The sequence below is a fragment of the Undibacterium sp. GrIS 1.2 genome, from assembly GCF_040544435.1.
Taxonomy (GTDB): domain Bacteria; phylum Pseudomonadota; class Gammaproteobacteria; order Burkholderiales; family Burkholderiaceae_D; genus Undibacterium.
In genome coordinates, this window is record NZ_JBEONP010000004.1 from 93,624 (window position 1) to 109,756 (window position 16,133).

At 46.6% G+C, this 16,133-nt stretch carries 19 protein-coding genes; 9 read left to right on the top strand and 10 right to left on the bottom strand.

The window, feature by feature from the left end; all coding sequences use genetic code 11:
• The first annotated feature begins 241 nt into the window (after positions 1 to 241).
• Positions 242 to 862, top strand: a complete 621-nt coding sequence (locus tag AAKU61_RS02885) for an outer membrane beta-barrel protein (protein ID WP_354329506.1) — start codon at positions 242 to 244, stop codon at positions 860 to 862.
• 97 nt (positions 863 to 959) lie between these two features.
• Positions 960 to 1,190 carry a hypothetical protein gene (locus tag AAKU61_RS02890; RefSeq protein WP_354329508.1) on the top strand — a complete coding sequence of 77 codons (231 nt, stop codon included), beginning with the start codon at positions 960 to 962 and terminating at the stop codon, positions 1,188 to 1,190.
• Between the two features lie 112 nt (positions 1,191 to 1,302).
• Here AAKU61_RS02890 and AAKU61_RS02895 read toward each other — a convergent pair whose 3' ends face one another.
• The 4 genes from AAKU61_RS02895 to ugpB all read right to left on the bottom strand — a co-directional run bounded on the left by AAKU61_RS02895 (position 1,303) and on the right by ugpB (position 5,851).
• Positions 1,303 to 2,382: a sn-glycerol-3-phosphate import ATP-binding protein UgpC gene (locus tag AAKU61_RS02895; RefSeq protein ID WP_354329509.1), complete on the bottom strand. Its 1,080-nt coding sequence runs from the start codon at positions 2,380 to 2,382 to the stop codon at positions 1,303 to 1,305.
• Between the two features lie 118 nt (positions 2,383 to 2,500).
• A complete protein-coding gene (ugpE, locus tag AAKU61_RS02900) occupies positions 2,501 to 3,352 on the bottom strand; it encodes a sn-glycerol-3-phosphate ABC transporter permease UgpE (RefSeq protein ID WP_322119841.1) in 852 nt (283 codons plus the stop codon).
• A gap of 220 nt (positions 3,353 to 3,572) precedes the next feature.
• A complete protein-coding gene (gene ugpA, locus AAKU61_RS02905) occupies positions 3,573 to 4,457 on the bottom strand; it encodes a sn-glycerol-3-phosphate ABC transporter permease UgpA (RefSeq protein ID WP_354329511.1) in 885 nt (294 codons plus the stop codon).
• A gap of 80 nt (positions 4,458 to 4,537) precedes the next feature.
• Positions 4,538 to 5,851, bottom strand: coding sequence for a sn-glycerol-3-phosphate ABC transporter substrate-binding protein UgpB (ugpB, locus tag AAKU61_RS02910; RefSeq protein WP_322119843.1), 1,314 nt, complete (start codon positions 5,849 to 5,851; stop codon positions 4,538 to 4,540).
• A gap of 259 nt (positions 5,852 to 6,110) precedes the next feature.
• On the opposite strand from ugpB, the gene ubiA reads away from it, so the two are divergent.
• The 4 genes from ubiA (at position 6,111) to AAKU61_RS02930 (ending at position 8,093) form a co-directional block, all read left to right on the top strand.
• Entirely contained in the window at positions 6,111 to 6,977 is an 867-nt protein-coding gene (ubiA, locus tag AAKU61_RS02915) for a 4-hydroxybenzoate octaprenyltransferase (protein WP_354329513.1), read from the top strand.
• Between the two features lie 69 nt (positions 6,978 to 7,046).
• Positions 7,047 to 7,355 carry an ElaB/YgaM/YqjD family protein gene (locus AAKU61_RS02920; protein ID WP_322119845.1) on the top strand — a complete coding sequence of 103 codons (309 nt, stop codon included), beginning with the start codon at positions 7,047 to 7,049 and terminating at the stop codon, positions 7,353 to 7,355.
• A 4-nt stretch (positions 7,356 to 7,359) separates the two neighbouring features.
• Positions 7,360 to 7,761, top strand: coding sequence for a phage holin family protein (locus AAKU61_RS02925; protein ID WP_354329515.1), 402 nt, complete (start codon positions 7,360 to 7,362; stop codon positions 7,759 to 7,761).
• Between the two features lie 2 nt (positions 7,762 to 7,763).
• Positions 7,764 to 8,093 carry a YqjK family protein gene (locus tag AAKU61_RS02930; RefSeq protein ID WP_354329517.1) on the top strand — a complete coding sequence of 110 codons (330 nt, stop codon included), beginning with the start codon at positions 7,764 to 7,766 and terminating at the stop codon, positions 8,091 to 8,093.
• An 89-nt stretch (positions 8,094 to 8,182) separates the two neighbouring features.
• Here AAKU61_RS02930 and proC read toward each other — a convergent pair whose 3' ends face one another.
• Complete coding sequence (proC, locus tag AAKU61_RS02935) at positions 8,183 to 9,043, bottom strand: pyrroline-5-carboxylate reductase (RefSeq protein WP_354329519.1); 861 nt, start codon at positions 9,041 to 9,043, stop codon at positions 8,183 to 8,185.
• Entirely contained in the window at positions 9,033 to 9,737 is a 705-nt protein-coding gene (locus AAKU61_RS02940) for a YggS family pyridoxal phosphate-dependent enzyme (RefSeq protein ID WP_354329521.1), read from the bottom strand. The genes proC and AAKU61_RS02940 overlap by 11 nt, the downstream gene beginning before the upstream one ends.
• A gap of 237 nt (positions 9,738 to 9,974) precedes the next feature.
• Here AAKU61_RS02940 and AAKU61_RS02945 point away from each other — a divergent pair, with 237 nt between their 5' ends.
• Genes AAKU61_RS02945 through AAKU61_RS02955 form a run of 3 tightly spaced genes read left to right on the top strand, consistent with a single transcriptional unit; the run spans position 9,975 to position 12,668 of the window.
• On the top strand, positions 9,975 to 11,018 hold the full coding sequence (locus AAKU61_RS02945; protein WP_354329523.1) for a type IV pilus twitching motility protein PilT: 1,044 nt from the start codon (positions 9,975 to 9,977) through the stop codon (positions 11,016 to 11,018).
• A gap of 34 nt (positions 11,019 to 11,052) precedes the next feature.
• Complete coding sequence (locus tag AAKU61_RS02950; RefSeq protein WP_354329525.1) at positions 11,053 to 12,189, top strand: PilT/PilU family type 4a pilus ATPase; 1,137 nt, start codon at positions 11,053 to 11,055, stop codon at positions 12,187 to 12,189.
• The gene (locus AAKU61_RS02955) at positions 12,186 to 12,668 is read left to right on the top strand and encodes a glutathione peroxidase (RefSeq protein ID WP_354329527.1); all 483 of its coding nucleotides are present in this window, start codon (positions 12,186 to 12,188) and stop codon (positions 12,666 to 12,668) included. The genes AAKU61_RS02950 and AAKU61_RS02955 overlap by 4 nt, the downstream gene beginning before the upstream one ends.
• 49 nt (positions 12,669 to 12,717) lie before the next feature.
• Here the strand turns inward: AAKU61_RS02955 and AAKU61_RS02960 are convergent, their stop codons facing one another.
• Genes AAKU61_RS02960 through glcE form a run of 4 tightly spaced genes read right to left on the bottom strand, consistent with a single transcriptional unit; the run spans position 12,718 to position 16,133 of the window.
• A complete protein-coding gene (locus AAKU61_RS02960) occupies positions 12,718 to 13,461 on the bottom strand; it encodes an LrgB family protein (protein ID WP_354329528.1) in 744 nt (247 codons plus the stop codon).
• Positions 13,458 to 13,790, bottom strand: coding sequence for a CidA/LrgA family protein (locus AAKU61_RS02965; protein WP_354329530.1), 333 nt, complete (start codon positions 13,788 to 13,790; stop codon positions 13,458 to 13,460). Before AAKU61_RS02965 ends, AAKU61_RS02960 begins: the two co-directional genes overlap by 4 nt.
• 10 nt (positions 13,791 to 13,800) lie before the next feature.
• Positions 13,801 to 15,057 carry a glycolate oxidase subunit GlcF gene (gene glcF, locus AAKU61_RS02970; protein ID WP_354329532.1) on the bottom strand — a complete coding sequence of 419 codons (1,257 nt, stop codon included), beginning with the start codon at positions 15,055 to 15,057 and terminating at the stop codon, positions 13,801 to 13,803.
• Between the two features lie 11 nt (positions 15,058 to 15,068).
• Positions 15,069 to 16,133, bottom strand: coding sequence for a glycolate oxidase subunit GlcE (gene glcE, locus AAKU61_RS02975; protein WP_354329534.1), 1,065 nt, complete (start codon positions 16,131 to 16,133; stop codon positions 15,069 to 15,071).

Consider the following 16,133-nt stretch of genomic DNA (forward strand, 5'->3'; position numbering starts at 1 on the left):
ACTAAAAAAGTACCGCAAAACAGTACCTAAGATATCGCACTTTGCATCTTCGCACAATTAGCTAGTACGTCAGGGAAATGTTTGCAACACTGCGCTCCGAGGTCAAGCATCACTGTTTTAAGAGAGTTTTAAGACAAACATCGCGAGACCTGCTTGGAGTAAGACCGACTGAGATGCGATAGCGAATATACCGATAGCAACTCAATAGGAAACTTCTAAAAACTCATTTATCGAGGCAATCATGTTCAAAGCAAAATCCATTTTTTTCGCCAGCATCGCCAGCTTACTGTTAGGTACAGCCGCCACCAGCGCAATGGCTGCTGACACGACCACAACAGAAGCAGGTGCTTATGCAGGTCTCAACATTGCAGCTCAAGCCAAATACGACCTCGACTGCAGCTCTAATGGTCAGACTGGCTGTAATCGCAAGGCAAATTCCAGCGGCAAAATTTACGCTGGCTATATGGGGGCGCCAAGCCTATTCGAAGGCATTAATGTTTCACAGGGCATTGAGTTGATGTACTACAAAGTAGGCAGCGCAACTAGAACTTTCATTGGTTCTAGTGACTCATTCAACACGAAGGGACTAGCAGCTTCTTACGTTTTACAAGCAAATTTCAATAACTTCTCGCTCAACGGACGGGCTGGTGCTGCATACACTACTGACAAATATGGCTCGTCATTTCTTGGTACCAGCAACACCAATCATTCCGTTGTTCCAGTAATAGGTTTAGGCGCACGTTACTCACTCACGAAAAATATCAGCCTCAATGCCGATTACGATCGCTTAGTCAGCGACGCAAACAATGCCGCCAAGGGACCTATTCATATGTTCTCACTCGGCGTAGGTTACAAGTTCTAAATCTGCAGTCTTCATGAGTCATTAAAGATGTCATAGATGAGAGGTGGGCGACATCGGCAGCCTCTCATCTAACGAGTAAAAATGGAGGAATCCTCAGATGAATACCCTGCCCAAATATTCTCTCGCTACCAGCGCTGTTGCCACTGTTATTGCCATCGGTGTGTTGATCACAATCGCCTTTTTTTCTGGGATGGTAATAGGAGCGAAGCGACAAACTAGCCAGATTGGCATCCATCAAATACCCGGTGTGGACGCTGCCGCTGCTGCGATCATCAAAGACAAAAATATCGATGAAAAGCCGAAGCGTAAATTCGTAGTTTTGACTTAAGTTCTCAAACAAGTACCAAATATTGAAGCTATCAATTTACGCTTAAATCATTAAGACTCACCGAATAAGTTTAATCAGTTATGCCAACTCAGTTAAGCCTAATAAGTTAAGACTAACTCAGGCGTTGATTCGTTAATGGATCAAACCAATGCAGTACATCGGCGGTAAAACCTGCCGTCGTGCGCTGCCCCGCCTCCACCGGCGTCCCCGTCGGTGTACGAATCACCACCGCTTGTCCGGCGCAATTGCCATGTACCAGCAAATCCGCGCCTAAGGATTCCACCAGTTCTACTTCTAACGGCAAACCGGGCATGCCTATCAATAAATGCTCTGGACGTACACCCATGATCAGATCGTGATTGGCGATCTGATCGGCAACTGACTTCAAGACTGGCAAATTGACAATGGCTTGGCCAAATTGTATTTGCCGCCCATCCGCACTAACTTTGCCGCGCAATAAATTCATCGGTGGCGAGCCGATAAAACTGGCGACAAAGGTCGTTGCCGGTTTGCTATAGACCTCGGCTGGCGTGCCGATCTGCTCTGCCTTGCCAGCATTCATCACTATCATGCGCTGCCCCAAAGTCATTGCTTCGACCTGATCATGTGTGACATACAAACTGGTCGTACCGAGCGTGCGATGCAGCTTTTGGATTTCTAAGCGCATCTGTACCCGTAGCTTGGCGTCCAGATTGGATAAAGGCTCGTCAAACAAAAAAACAGCTGGCTCACGCACAATTGCACGTCCCATAGCGACGCGCTGACGCTGGCCGCCAGAGAGCTGGCGCGGCGTGCGCTGCAATAGCTCACCCAACTCCAAAATCTTTGCTGCCTTTTGTACCCGCAGCTCAATATCGTCTTTAGAAAACCGACGTATCTTCAAGCCATACGCCATGTTTTGGTACACCGTCATATGCGGATACAAGGCATAGTTTTGGAACACCATCGCGATATCTCTATCTTTGGGTTCTAGCTGATTAACGACGCGATCCCCAATCACTACCTCGCCAGAAGTAATCTCTTCTAAGCCGGCAACCATGCGCAATAAAGTCGATTTACCGCAGCCTGATGGGCCGACAATGACAATGAATTCGCCATCAGCAATATCCATCGACGCACCATGAATCACATCAACGGCCTTATCAGCCTTGCCATACGTTTTTTTGACATTCTTTAAATGGACTTGAGCCATGATGATTCTTTTATCCCGTTTTGAGAGAGTGTGGTGAATAGCAATCTTTGCTTTGCGTACATACAGTCGGCGGCGCAGTCTTTAGCGGAGTTGTAGCTCAGTTGTAGCTAAGTTGCGCTTACTTCTCAGAATCAACCAGGCCTTTGACAAACCATTTTTGCATGATCACGATCAGCAATCCCGGAGGCAACATCGCCAGCAATAAAGTCGCCATGACCAGATTCCATTCCACCGCAGCGTCACCACCAGCGATCATCTGTTTAATACCAATACCGATCGGATACATACCTTGTTCGGTTGAGATTAACAAAGGCCATAAATATTGGTTCCAGCCATAAATAAACATGATGACAAAAAGTGCAATCACATTGGTCCGCGATAAGGGCCAGAGCACATCTTTAAAGAAACGTAATGGCCCGGCGCCGTCTATTCGCGCCGCCTCTGCCAACTCTTCAGGTACCGTCAGAAAGAATTGCCTAAACAAAAAAGTCGCCGTAGCAGAAGCGATTAAAGGGATCGTCAAACCAGCGTAAGAATTGAGCATGGATAAATCGGAGACGACTTTATAGGTAGGAGAAATCCTTACTTCTACCGGCAACATCAAGGTTACAAAAATCATCCAGAAAAACCAGGTTCTCCCAGGAAAACGAAAATACACCAGCGCAAATGCTGACAGCATAGAGATAGCTATTTTTCCGATGGCAATCATCAATGCAGATACCAGGCTCACCCACAACATTCTGGCCACCGGACTAGTAGAAACATTGCCGGACGCGCCGCTACTTAATACCGTAGAAAAATTCTGGACGAACTGATTACCGGGTAACAAAGACATCGGTGCCAGCGCACTTTGTTCTGCGGTCTGGGTACTGGCAACTACGGCAATATAGATGGGAAAAGCCACAATCAGCACACCGATGATTAAAACTAGGTGACTGATGAAATCCAATATTGGACGACGCTCTATCATGGACTGACTTTCACTTAAGGGACTGCAATCAGGTCGCGCTACATAGTTGAGGCAAATCAGATTTACTTCAGTTGTAATTAAGGTTCAATTCAAGCATTGCAGAGGAATTTTTCATATACTCCCCCACTATTTTATGAAATATGACTGATTGCCCAATGACTATATGGACGACTAAATATACTCACTGACAGTATGCTATTTATCCTGAAAAGTACAAAGCTTATGAATACTGTACTTTTTTCTCTACATATTTAAACTGGACGATCGTCAACACAATCACAATTGTCATCAAAATCACCGATTGTGCCGCCGCGCTGCCAAGATCGCCGCCTTTAAAACCATCGTTAAAAACGCGGTAGACCAAGATTTCTGTCTCCTTACTCGGGCCGCCCTGCGTAGTCGCTTCGACAATCGCAAAGGTATCAAAAAACGCGTAGACAATATTCACCACCAGTAGAAAAAATGAGGTTGGTGATAGCAAAGGAAAGACAATCGTAGTAAAACGTTTTACCGGTCCTGCACCGTCAATTGCCGCTGCTTCAATCAAAGATTTGGGGATCGATTGCAGACCCGCCAGAAAAAATAAAAAGTTATAACTAATCTGCTTCCAGACTGCGGCTAACACAATCAAAATCATCGCGTGTTGCCCGTTCAGCAAACTATTCCACTCAATACCAATATGCCGCAAAGCATGGGCAACAATACCTAAAGTCGGGTTCAGTAAAAACATCCATAACACGCCGACGACTACCGGTGACACGGCATACGGCCAGATCAAAAAAGTTTTGTAAATCGCAGCACCTTTGACAACCCGGTCTGCGAATACCGCGAAGACTAAGGAGATGCTTAAACCGGAAACGGCGACCAGAATCGAGAACAGTGCGGTAGTTTTGAAAGACTCTAAATAACTAGGATCAGCAAACAGCGTCTTAAAATTGTCTAGCCAAACAAATTGAGTAGACATGCCGAATGCATCTTGCAGCAAGACCGATTGATATAAAGCTTGTACCGCAGGCCAGAAAAAAAACAGTAGCGTCACAATAATTTGTGGCGCTACCAATGCGTAAGGCAGCCATGCAGAGCGGAATCGGGCGCGTTTTTCCAAGATCAACCTATAAGTAAAATCAATTTCTAGAATGCATCAAATTGCTAGTGATCTACGATCTATGACCATAGATCACTCATTTATTTATTGGCCTTCTCAAACCGCTCTAACAACTCATTGCCGCGCGCGACGGCATTATCTAAGGCTTCTTTTGCCGTCTTTTTCCCACTCCAGACGGATTCCAATTCCTCGTCCATGATGGTGCGTATCTGCACAAAGTTACCTAAGCGAATTCCGCGTGACTTGTCTGTGGTTTTTACGATCATCTGTTGCACGGCGATATTCGGGCCGGGATTTTTATCGTAGAAACCAGACTTCTTCGTCAGCTCATAAGCGGCATTAGTAATCGGTAAGTAACCCGTTTCCTGATGCCATTTGGCTTGCACTTCTGGCTGCGATAAAAATTTATAGAACTTAGCAACCGCTTTGTATTCATCAATTTTTTTACCGCTCATCGTCCATAAGGACGCGCCACCAATAATGGTATTTTGCGGCGCACCCGCAGCATCAGAATAGTAAGGAAGTGGCGCAACCGCAAATTTGAATTTAGCGTTTTTGACTACATTGCCATACGCCGAGCTAGATGAGGTCAGCATGCCGCACTCACCTGAATAGAACTTCGCCTCCGGTTCGTTCTTACGACCAGCGTAAGTAAAGTAGCCTTGCTTGGCCCAGTTCGCCATATTCTCAATATGCTTGACCTGTAACGGACCATTAAATTTCAGCCTGGCATCCAGTCCACCGAAACCATTACCCTTGGAAGCAAACTCAACGTTGTGCCAGGCAGAAAAACTTTCCAGATGTACCCAAGTTTGCCAGCCAGTAGTGAACCCACATTTTTCGCCATTTGCTTTTAAACGGGCGGCAGCAGCAACCACTTCTTGCCAGGTCGCCGGGGCTTTATTAGGATCCATCCCTGCTTTGGCGAACATGTCTTTGTTGTAGTAAAAAACTGTCGTCGAACTATTGAAAGGGAACGACACCATTTCACCTTTTGGCGTGGTGTAGTAACCGGCAACCGCAGGTATATACACAGAAGAGTCAAATTGCTCGCCAGCTAATTTCATGACCTCAGTCACCGGCTTGATCGCACCTTTGGAATACATCATGGTAGCGGTGCCGACTTCAAATACTTGCAAAATATTCGGTGCGTTGCCAGCGCGATATGCAGCAATAGCAGCAGCCATCGCCTCATCGTAGCTACCTTTGTAGACTGGTACGACTTTATAATCTGACTGGCTTTTATTGAATTGCTCCGAAAGCGCATTAACCCGATCACCCAGAGCGCCGGTCATCGAATGCCACCAGCTAATTTCAGTCAGCGCGTGAGCAGAATTGGATATTGTCCCCATAGCGAGCATGGCGAGAACAATGGATGTGAATTTAATTTTCATCATTGTCTTTCTTTTTAATTTTTTTAAAAATCTGGAGCCAGCTTTGTAAGCAAGTGAACTCCGGATTTGTCTCAGATTGTCTCAAATCTTTTCTTTAGTCAGATGCCCTCATTCTATGACCGGAATGTGACAGCCGTACTACGATAGCATTATCATCCATCGCGTGCGCAGATAGCACTTATAATTCTGCCATCAAACGAAATAAATCATCTATCCATCAAATGCCAATTTTTTTGTTGGTTACCCCAAATCCAATTTTATGCGCCTGCTTTCAAATCGAGTTTTACTGTACATCCAATTAGTTCGCCTGGATAAACCTATCGGTATTTTGCTATTGCTTTGGCCAACCTTAATCGCCTTGTGGATCGCCTCCAATGGCAAACCCAATTGGCAACTGGTATTGATATTTAGTCTAGGTACCGCTCTGATGCGTTCTGCTGGCTGCGCGATCAATGACTTTGCAGACAGGGACTTTGATAAGCATGTCAAACGTACGGCCGAACGGCCAATCACTAGCGGGAAAATTGCCTCATGGGAGGCGATAGTGATTGCAGTGATACTGGCATTAATCTCATTTTTATTGATATTGCCGTTAAACACGCTGACTAAACAATTGTCTGTAATAGCGGTATTAATCGCTGGCAGTTATCCTTATTTCAAGCGCTTCTTTGCCATACCTCAAGCATATTTAGGAATCGCCTTTGGGTTTGGAATACCGATGGCATTTGCAGCGATACAAAATACCGTACCTGTGACTGCCTGGATTTTGTTATTGGCGAATATTTTTTGGGCTGTCGCTTACGATACAGAATATGCGATGGTCGATAGAGATGATGATCTGAGAATAGGCATACGCACTTCTGCCATTACCTTTGGCCAGTTTGACGTGCTGGCGGTGATGCTATGCTATTGCTTGAGTTTTTTACTCATATTATGGGTAGGCTGGCAGCAAGGTTTGGGTACCTGGTTTGTCGCGGGTATAGCGCTGGCAGTGGCATGTGCCCTGTACCATTACACTCTGATACGCCGACGAGAAAGACTGGCTTGTTTTAAGGCGTTTCGTCACAATAACTGGTTAGGCGCTGCTATTTTTGCTGGTGTCGCACTGGACTATGCACTACAGTGAAAGCTGTATTAAATAGTTTATGCAGGCTTTACTTGTTTTTCAATTTCACTATTTTTGAGAGGAAATATCATGAGCTCAGCTGAACAGCATAAAGAAAAATTGATGCATGACCTGACCCAAGTTATTAAAGACGCGGAAGAATTATTAAAAAATTCTGAGCAGCAAGGAAGCGCTGGTTTCCAGTCTGCTAAAGCCAAAATTGAACATACAATCAAAAACGCGAAAGCAGAAATTGAGCGTATCGAAGATCTGGTCGTCACCAAAGCAAAAGACGCGGCATACGCGACAGACGTCTATGTCAAAGATAATCCCTGGCAGTCAGCAGGTATTGCCGCCGGCGTTGGTTTATTAATTGGTCTATTGATCTCGCGTAAGTAAGGCTATGGCGATCACTGATTCCATCGCGCGGCTATCAGCCAATGTCATCGGCATTCTATACACACGGCTAGAATTGATTTCAGTAGAAGTGGAAGAAGAGCTAACGCGCTTTTCTTCCTATTTGCTGTGGTCACTGGTTGCATTATTTTGTGCAGGGATCGCTGTTTTATTGCTGATTTTATTGCTGATTGCGTCGTTCTGGGACAGCTATCGCCTAACCGTTTTACTATCTTTATTGGGCATATTTTCAGGCACGGCGATTGGACTTGGCTGGTGGTTAAAAACCACACTGAGTAATAGACCCCGCTTGCTGGCAGATACCTTAGCCGAGCTGCGTAAGGATGTGTCTGCGCTGCAAGGACACCAGGCGGACAATAGGGATGCAAACAAGACAGGTGATCAATAATCATGGCATCCGCAGCCAAACTTTTAACTCAACGACGATTAGCTTTGCTGGCTAAAACTCAAGTCCAGCGCGAGCTTTTGATTGCGGACAGTCGCCAATTTAAACAATCGCTGCAATTTCTTGAGTTGGGATTTCAGGCTGGTCAAACAATCAAGCGACATCCATTGATAAGTTTAGGTTTAACTGCTACGACGTTATTGATTAAGCCTAAGCGCATCTGGTCGCTATTAAAAACTGGGCTTATGGCTTGGGAAATCTGGCAAGGCATTGCACCGACGGTGATGTCAAGACTTAAGCCAAACTCTGCGTCACAAACCGCTGACAGGCAATAATCTATGAGCTCGTTTGTATTGAATTGATGAATGCTTGAATTTGTTTACTGATTGAAAATTCACTACAATTCAATGCGGTTCACTGCAGTTCACTCCGCCCCCAGCTCATCTCCTAACTCTTTACCACGCGTTGCGGCTGCTTTTACCGCATCTATAATTGCCGCCTTCACACCACTGTTTTCCATGCTGGATAAAGCAGCGTACGTTGTACCGCCTTTGGAGGTCACGCGTTCGCGCAATACCGAGACTGGCTCATCGGAATTAAGCGCTAATAGTGCCGCCCCCTCAAAGGTGGAGATTGCCAATTGCGTTGCTTGCACACTAGTCAGTCCCAGATCGACACCCGCTTGTTGCATCGCCTCAATAAAATAAAATACGTAAGCAGGGCCACTACCAGACATCGCAGTGACGGCATCAATTAAGGGTTCCTGATCCAGCCAAATAGTAGAGCCGACTGCACTCATAATGTCTTCTGCCGCCTGTTTTTGCTCGTCAGACACGCCAGCAGTTGCAAATAAACCGGTAATTCCTTTGCCAATCAGTGCAGGGGTATTGGGCATACTGCGCACGATTTTTGGATAATCGTTAAGCCAGCGTGACAAATCGCTAGAACGGATTCCAGCCGCGATTGACAAGACTAATTGTCCCGACAAATGCGGCGCGAGAGCAGCTGCGACCTCACGTAATTGTTGTGGCTTAACCGACAAAATGATGACATCCGTTTGCTCAATCAGCGCACTGGCATCACCAATGGCACCAATAGCACTGCCAGCCTCAAGAGATAATCCTGTCGTTACACCGAACCTCGCTGACAATTTGTCTAAGGACGCCTGATGAGTATCAATCACATGCACATTTGCGGGAGTAGTCAAATCAGGTAACAAGCCGCCAATTAAAGCGGTTGCCATATTGCCGCCGCCAATAAAGATCATTTTTAATTTATTTTGCATAATTTCTATTCCCAAAAATAGCTGATCCTATCCGCACCATGGTGCTACCTTCGGCGATTGCGGCATGCATATCTGCACTCATCCCGATGGAGAGGGTATCTAACATCAGACCATGTGTGTTCAGTTGGTCTTGCAGCATGCGCAATTGCAAAAAAGGCTGTCTTTGCTGTTCTACAGTGGTCGCCGGCTCTGGGACCGCCATCAGGCCACGCAACCGTAGTCTAGGCAATTGAGCGATATGTAAAGCCAGCGCCAGAGCCTGTTCTGGCAACACGCCACTTTTACTCGCCTCCCCGCTGATATTCACTTGCAGACAAATATTTAAATCCGGCATACCGACAGGACGCTGCTCGGACAGTCGTGTGGCAATTTTTTCTCTATCTACAGAATGAACCCAAGCAAACGACTCTGCGATCTGACGGGTTTTATTACTTTGGATAGGCCCAATAAAATGCCATTCAAGCAATAAATCTGGCGCAAGTTTGCGTACCGTTTCAATTTTATCTATCGCTTCTTGTACGTAATTCTCACCAAATGCATGCTGATCGGCATGCGCTGCTTCAATCACCGCATCGGCACCAAAAGTTTTAGATACCGCTAATAGTGTGATCTGTTGTGGATCGCGACCAGCGGCAGTTGCCACCGCCGCCAAATCAGCACGCACGGCTTGCAAGTTGTCAGATATTAAGGACATAATCGGGATACATGATTTTGCAACGAAAATAGCACTTTCCTGATTGTTCAGTGCTATCGTTATTGCGATTGTTTAGGCTCGTTGAATTGAAACTCTGAACGTTCGAACTCTGAATGGAACCCCGACAAGACTAGAACGCGTTTTTCTGTCAACTCAGGGTTAATTTATTCTCAGTAGATTATTCTTAGTACACTCCCAAGCAAAGTCTCACCGCACATTTAATTATCGGAATTATAAATGGACATTTCAGAACTACTGGCATTCTCGGTCAAGAATAACGCATCCGATTTACACCTTTCTTCAGGCTTGCCACCTATGATACGTGTGCATGGTGATGTCAGGCGTATTAATTTGCCACCACTTGATCATAAAGATGTACATGGTTTGATCTATGACATCATGAATGACTCACAGCGTAAGATATATGAAGAGACCCTGGAATGCGATTTCTCTTTTTCCATCCCAGGTCTGGCACGCTTCCGGGTTAATGCGTTTAATCAAGAACGCGGTGCAGCAGCAGTAATGCGCACTATTCCATCAAAAATTCTAAGTCTGGAACAGTTAAATACACCGCGTATTTTTACAGAATTATCTTTAAAACCGCGTGGTTTAGTCTTAGTCACCGGCCCAACCGGGTCTGGCAAATCGACGACGCTGGCGGCAATGGTGAATCATGTCAACGAAAATGAGTACGGTCATATTCTGACAGTAGAAGATCCTATTGAATTTGTGCATGAATCAAAAAAATGTCTGATTAATCAACGTGAGGTCGGACCGCACACAAAATCATTTACCAACGCCTTGCGCTCTGCTTTGCGGGAAGATCCTGACGTGATTCTGGTCGGTGAGTTGCGCGATTTGGAAACTATCCGTTTGGCACTGACCGCCGCTGAAACCGGCCACTTGGTATTTGGAACCCTGCATACGTCCTCTGCGGCCAAAACCATTGATCGTATTGTTGACGTTTTTCCGGCAGAAGAAAAAGAGATGGTGCGTTCTATGTTGTCGGAGTCTCTGCAAGCCGTTATCTCGCAAACTCTGCTTAAAACGAAGGATGGCTCCGGTCGCGTAGCAGCACACGAAATCATGTTGGGTACACCCGCGATCCGTAATTTAATACGCGAAGCGAAAATTGCACAGATGTATTCATCGATCCAAACTGGCAGTAATTTAGGCATGCAAACGCTGGATCAAAATCTGACAGATTTAGTCAGACGGAATGTCATCTCTGTAGGAACTGCGCGAGCGGCAGCTAAAACGCCGGATAATTTCCCAGGTTAATTGCAGCAAATAAGTATCTATAAGGACGCTCAAGATGGAACGCGATCAGGCCACCAAATTCATGCACGACTTGCTAAGGCTAATGCTAAGCAAGAACGGCTCGGATTTATTTATCACAGCAGAATTTCCACCTGCCTTTAAAATCGATGGCAAAGTGACGCCGGTATCAAATCAGCCACTAACTTCAGCCCACACGGTTGATTTAGCACGCTCGATCATGAACGATAAGCAAGCTGCCGAATTTGAATCCACCAAAGAATGTAATTTCGCGATTAATCCTGCCGGCATGGGTCGTTTTCGCGTTTCTGCTTTTATGCAACAAGGTCGTGTTGGCTTGGTTTTACGTACGATCACGACAGCAATTCCGAAGTTAGAAGACTTAGGTTTGCCGGAACATCTTAAAGATGTGGCGATGACCAAACGTGGTTTGGTCATCATGGTTGGTGCGACTGGCTCAGGTAAATCAACTTCGCTGGCGGCTATGCTCGGGCACCGCAATGCGAATAGCTACGGCCATATCATTACCATTGAAGATCCGATTGAATATGTACACCCGCATGGTAATTGCATTATTACGCAGCGTGAAATTGGTATCGATACCGAGGACTGGGGTGCTGCTCTGAAGAATTCATTGCGTCAAGCACCAGACGTGATACAGATCGGTGAGATCCGTGATCGCGAGACCATGGATTTTGCGATTGCTTTTGCAGAAACTGGACATCTTTGCCTTGCGACTCTGCATGCCAATAGCTCGAATCAGGCGCTAGACCGTATCATCAACTTCTTCCCGGAGGAACGTCGTGCACAATTGCTGATGGATTTGTCCTTAAACTTAAAAGCAGTAATTTCTCAGCGACTTATCCCTTTACGCGGAAAAAAAGGCCGTGTTGCTGCGATCGAAATCATGCTGAACTCACCGCTGGTTTCTGACTTAATCTTCAAGGGTAACGTGCATGAAATTAAAGAAATCATGAAAAAATCTCGTGAGCTTGGCATGCAAACCTTTGATCAATCTCTGTTTGATTTACATGAGGCAGATTTGATTACGTATGAAGATGCTTTGCGCAATGCTGACTCGGTCAATGAACTACGTCTCGCGATTATGTTGAGAGGTAAAGAATCAAAAGACCGCGATTTAACTGCAGGAACCTCACATTTAGGAATCGTATGAGCGTACTCGACTTCAATGCAGATAATCTGCAAGGCCAACCCGTTGATCTAAAACAATATGCAGGCAAAGTTCTTCTTATTGTAAATACCGCCAGCAATTGCAGCTTTACTCCGCAGTACCAAGGCTTGGAAGCGGTATACCAGCAATTTAGAGATAAAGGCGTAGAAGTATTAGGTTTTCCATGTAACCAGTTTGGTCATCAGGAGCCTGGCACAGCGGATGAGATTGGTTCATTTTGTGAAAAAAATTATGGCGTGACTTTTCCGCTTTTTGCCAAAATTGATGTAAATGGCAAAGATGCTCATCCGCTATATCAATACCTGAAATCGAAAGCACCAGGCTTACTGGGTAGTGAGGCGATCAAATGGAATTTCACTAAATTTCTGATCAAAAAAGACGGCACAGTATTCAACCGATATGCGCCGCTGACAACGCCTGCCGAACTGGTGGCGGATATAGAAAAACTGCTAGCGGAATAAGCGACGCAAGTGACGCCAATAGCGCTAACCGCGCAGGTAAAACAGCAGATCAGGTGAGTTTGGCGAGATGCAATGCAAAAGGCAAAATCAATGCAGTAAGTAGCCCGGAAATGCCCATCGCCAAACCAGCAAATGCGCCCATTTGCTCACTCACCTGAAACGCTCTGGCAGTACCGATGCCATGGGCACTCACGCCGAGTGCGAATCCTCTAATGCTCTCGTCCTTGATCTTTAGTAGGTTAAGTAAACCACGCGCCATCGTTGCTCCCAGAATGCCGGTAATCATCACTAATACGGCAGTTAGCGAGGGCAAACCACCGACTTTTTCTGCAATCTCTATCGCGATTGCCATCGTCACCGATTTGGGTGCGATAGACAGTATCGTTACTACTGACGCACCAAATAACCAGGCTATGCACATCGCGCTGACAATCGCAGCCGCACTCCCCAGCAAAGCACCCGCGAGGAAAGCAAACCAGTCACGCTTGAGTTTACCCAACTGCTGATACAAAGGAATTGCTAACGCGACAGTCGCTGGCCCCAGCAAAAAATGAACAAATTGCGCGCCGTTAAAATACGTCTTATAGGGTGTATGAGTCAACGTCAGCAAAAACACCAATAAAATAACCGCAATCGCAACGGGATTAGCCAGCGGATTGAACTTTGCTTTTTCATACAATTTATAAGCAACTTGGTACGCCAATAGCGTGGCAGTCAACCCTAATAACGGAGACGCTGCGAGATATACCCACAGATTGCTGAAGTCACTAAAATCACTAAAGTGGGTACTCATTTTTGCAACCAGCGCACGACAACTGCCGTCACAATAATTGAGAGCGCCGTACTAATCAGCAGAGCCAAAACCAGCGGCATCCATTCATCTAACACCCTCTGACCGTACACCATAATGCCAACCCCGGCAGGGATAAATAATAGAGAAAGATGACGTAAGAATTCCTGAATCGTAGGTGCGAGTTTTTGCGCCAAATCTTTTTTTAATAACAGGAAAAAGAATAGCAACAACATACCGACCACCGGCCCCGGTATTGGTAGCGCAGTTACATATACCAAGCCTTCGCCTAAGCACTGAAAAATCAGCAAAATAGTGAAGGTCTGTATCATGATTATTCGCTTACTTAATTTCGCTTAAAGTGTCGCTTAAAGTATCGCTTAAAGCGCTGTCCAGCAATTCGACCCAATGCCGCACGGGTGTACTGGTACCGGATTGCAAATGCGTGAGGCAGCCGATATTGGCCGACAAAATGATCTCAGCACCCGTCGCCTGTAAATTGCGTAATTTATTGTCACGCAACTGATACGACAATTCTGGCTGCAATACAGAATAAGTCCCGGCGGAGCCACAGCATAAGTGGCTATCTGCACATAGCTTTACATCCACTCCGGCGCTGCGTAACAAGCCCTCTACCTTGCCGCGAATTTGCTGGCCATGTTGCAAAGTACAAGGCGGATGCCAGACAATACGTTGAGTGATTTTGCCTTGAAGTTTGCGCGCTAGTTCAATTTCAAATTCTGGCAGAATTTCGCTTAAGTCTCGCGTCATTGCTGAAATACGTCGTGCTTTTTCTGCATAGGCCTTGTCATGTGCAAGTAAATGTCCGTAGTCCTTTACGGTGACGCCACAACCCGATGCCGTCATCACAATAGCTTCTGCACCCTGCTCTACATAAGTCCACCATGCATCAATATTGCGACGCATATCGTCCAAACCACCATCCTGATCGTTGAGGTGAAAACGAATGGCACCGCAGCAGCCAGCCTTAGCTGCGACGATCAGTTGTACGCCTAAAGCATCCAGTACGCGCGCAGTAGCGGCATTGATGTTAGGCGACATCGCAGGTTGTACGCAACCATCCAGCAGCAGCATCTTGCGCACATGTTGCGTTTGCGGCCAGTTGCCTGAAGCTTGCGCGACCGGCACTTTATTCTGTAAGACTTTTGGCAATAAGGGACGTACCGCCTGCCCCAACTTCATCGCTGGATTAAAAATAGATTGTCGCGGCAGTATCTGCTTGAGTGCAGCACGCATTAAGCGTTGCGCCACTGGTCGCGGGACTTGGTCTTCAACCACCTTGCGACCAATGTCGATCAGCCGGCCGTATTGCACACCAGATGGACAAGTCGATTCACAATTGCGACAGGTTAAACAACGATCCAGATGCTGCTGGGTTTTTACCGTAGCGGGCTTACCTTCCAATACTTGCTTAATTAGATAAATGCGTCCACGTGGGCCATCTAATTCGTCTCCCAGCAATTGATAAGTGGGGCAAGTAGCGGTACAAAAACCGCAGTGAACGCACTTGCGCAAAATCTCTTCGGCTTCCTGGCCTTCGCGAGTGTTCTTGATAAAATCAGCGAGATTAGTTTGCATAGTTTTTCTAATTACAGATCAGGGTACATGCGTCCGGGATTAAATATCCCCGCCGGATCAAACGCCGCTTTTAAATTGCGATGAATTTTGGCAACCGCAGGTGTTAGTGGTGCGAATACGCCAACCGACTTGTCGCCAGCGCGGAATAAGCTCGCATGACCACCAGCGCGACTGGCAGCATCGCGTATGTGCTGCGGGTTTTCATCAGTGAATAACCAGCGTTGCGCGCCGCCCCATTCGATCATGGATTTGCCAGTCAACTGCGAAGGTACTGCACTGCTTGGCAAAGACAAGCGCCATAATCCATGTTCATCATCCTGTGCAAAAAATTCATGTGTCTGCTCTCGTAAAGAATGCCAGTAGCTTGCCGCGTCCTTAACCTCTTCACCACCAAGCTGTTTTTTAGCGGAACGTATTGCCGCTTCAGCACCAGACAAACGTAACATCAGACGACCAACATGCCATGCGCTGGCGGAAATTGGCAAGGCCTGTCCTCCCCATTGATTTAGTCTAGTCAGTGCCTCGGCTTCTGATAAAGCAAATACCAGCGTGGTCTCGGCAAACGGTTTAGGTAATACCTTAATCGAGATATCGGTAATCAAACCCAAGGTTCCCATCGACCCCGCCAGCAACCGCGAGACGTCATAGCCAGCGACATTCTTCATCACCTGGCCACCAAAATGCAGTAATTCGCCACGACCATCCATCAGGCTGGCACCCAACACAAAATCCCTTACCGCACCGACCGTCGCCCGCCGCGGACCGGATAAACCCGCGGCCAGCATACCACCTAAGGTCGCATGCTGATTGAAGCGTGGCGGCTCGAATGCCAGCATTTGATGATGCTGATCCAAAGCTGCTTCGATCTGCGCCAGCGGAGTACCGCAACGCGCCGTGATGACCAGCTCAGTTGGTTCATAGGCTACGATGCCAGCGTAAGCGCGGGTATCAAGCAACTCGCCGACGCTTTGCTGCCCATACCAGCTTTTACTCGCACCGCCCTGAATGCGTAGCGCGGTCTTGTGCGCAGATGCCGCCTGAATTCGTTCACGAAAGTCTTGTAAAATTTTTTCCAT

Bases quoted from the DNA above. Each gene is read 5' to 3' on its own strand.
- AAKU61_RS02930 (WP_354329517.1), top strand. From the start codon at position 7,764: ATGGCATCCGCAGCCAAACTTTTAACTCAACGACGATTAGCTTTGCTG.
- AAKU61_RS02890 (WP_354329508.1), top strand. From the start codon at position 960: ATGAATACCCTGCCCAAATATTCTCTCGCTACCAGCGCTGTTGCCACT.
- AAKU61_RS02965 (WP_354329530.1), bottom strand. From the start codon at position 13,790: ATGATACAGACCTTCACTATTTTGCTGATTTTTCAGTGCTTAGGCGAA.
- glcE (WP_354329534.1), bottom strand. From the start codon at position 16,133: ATGGAAAAAATTTTACAAGACTTTCGTGAACGAATTCAGGCGGCATCT.
- AAKU61_RS02945 (WP_354329523.1), top strand. From the start codon at position 9,975: ATGGACATTTCAGAACTACTGGCATTCTCGGTCAAGAATAACGCATCC.
- AAKU61_RS02955 (WP_354329527.1), top strand. From the start codon at position 12,186: ATGAGCGTACTCGACTTCAATGCAGATAATCTGCAAGGCCAACCCGTT.
- AAKU61_RS02940 (WP_354329521.1), bottom strand. From the start codon at position 9,737: ATGTCCTTAATATCTGACAACTTGCAAGCCGTGCGTGCTGATTTGGCG.
- AAKU61_RS02950 (WP_354329525.1), top strand. From the start codon at position 11,053: ATGGAACGCGATCAGGCCACCAAATTCATGCACGACTTGCTAAGGCTA.
- ubiA (WP_354329513.1), top strand. From the start codon at position 6,111: ATGCGCCTGCTTTCAAATCGAGTTTTACTGTACATCCAATTAGTTCGC.
- AAKU61_RS02895 (WP_354329509.1), bottom strand. From the start codon at position 2,382: ATGGCTCAAGTCCATTTAAAGAATGTCAAAAAAACGTATGGCAAGGCT.
- glcF (WP_354329532.1), bottom strand. From the start codon at position 15,057: ATGCAAACTAATCTCGCTGATTTTATCAAGAACACTCGCGAAGGCCAG.
- AAKU61_RS02885 (WP_354329506.1), top strand. From the start codon at position 242: ATGTTCAAAGCAAAATCCATTTTTTTCGCCAGCATCGCCAGCTTACTG.
- AAKU61_RS02925 (WP_354329515.1), top strand. From the start codon at position 7,360: ATGGCGATCACTGATTCCATCGCGCGGCTATCAGCCAATGTCATCGGC.
- AAKU61_RS02920 (WP_322119845.1), top strand. From the start codon at position 7,047: ATGAGCTCAGCTGAACAGCATAAAGAAAAATTGATGCATGACCTGACC.
- proC (WP_354329519.1), bottom strand. From the start codon at position 9,043: ATGCAAAATAAATTAAAAATGATCTTTATTGGCGGCGGCAATATGGCA.
- ugpB (WP_322119843.1), bottom strand. From the start codon at position 5,851: ATGAAAATTAAATTCACATCCATTGTTCTCGCCATGCTCGCTATGGGG.
- ugpE (WP_322119841.1), bottom strand. From the start codon at position 3,352: ATGATAGAGCGTCGTCCAATATTGGATTTCATCAGTCACCTAGTTTTA.
- AAKU61_RS02960 (WP_354329528.1), bottom strand. From the start codon at position 13,461: ATGAGTACCCACTTTAGTGATTTTAGTGACTTCAGCAATCTGTGGGTA.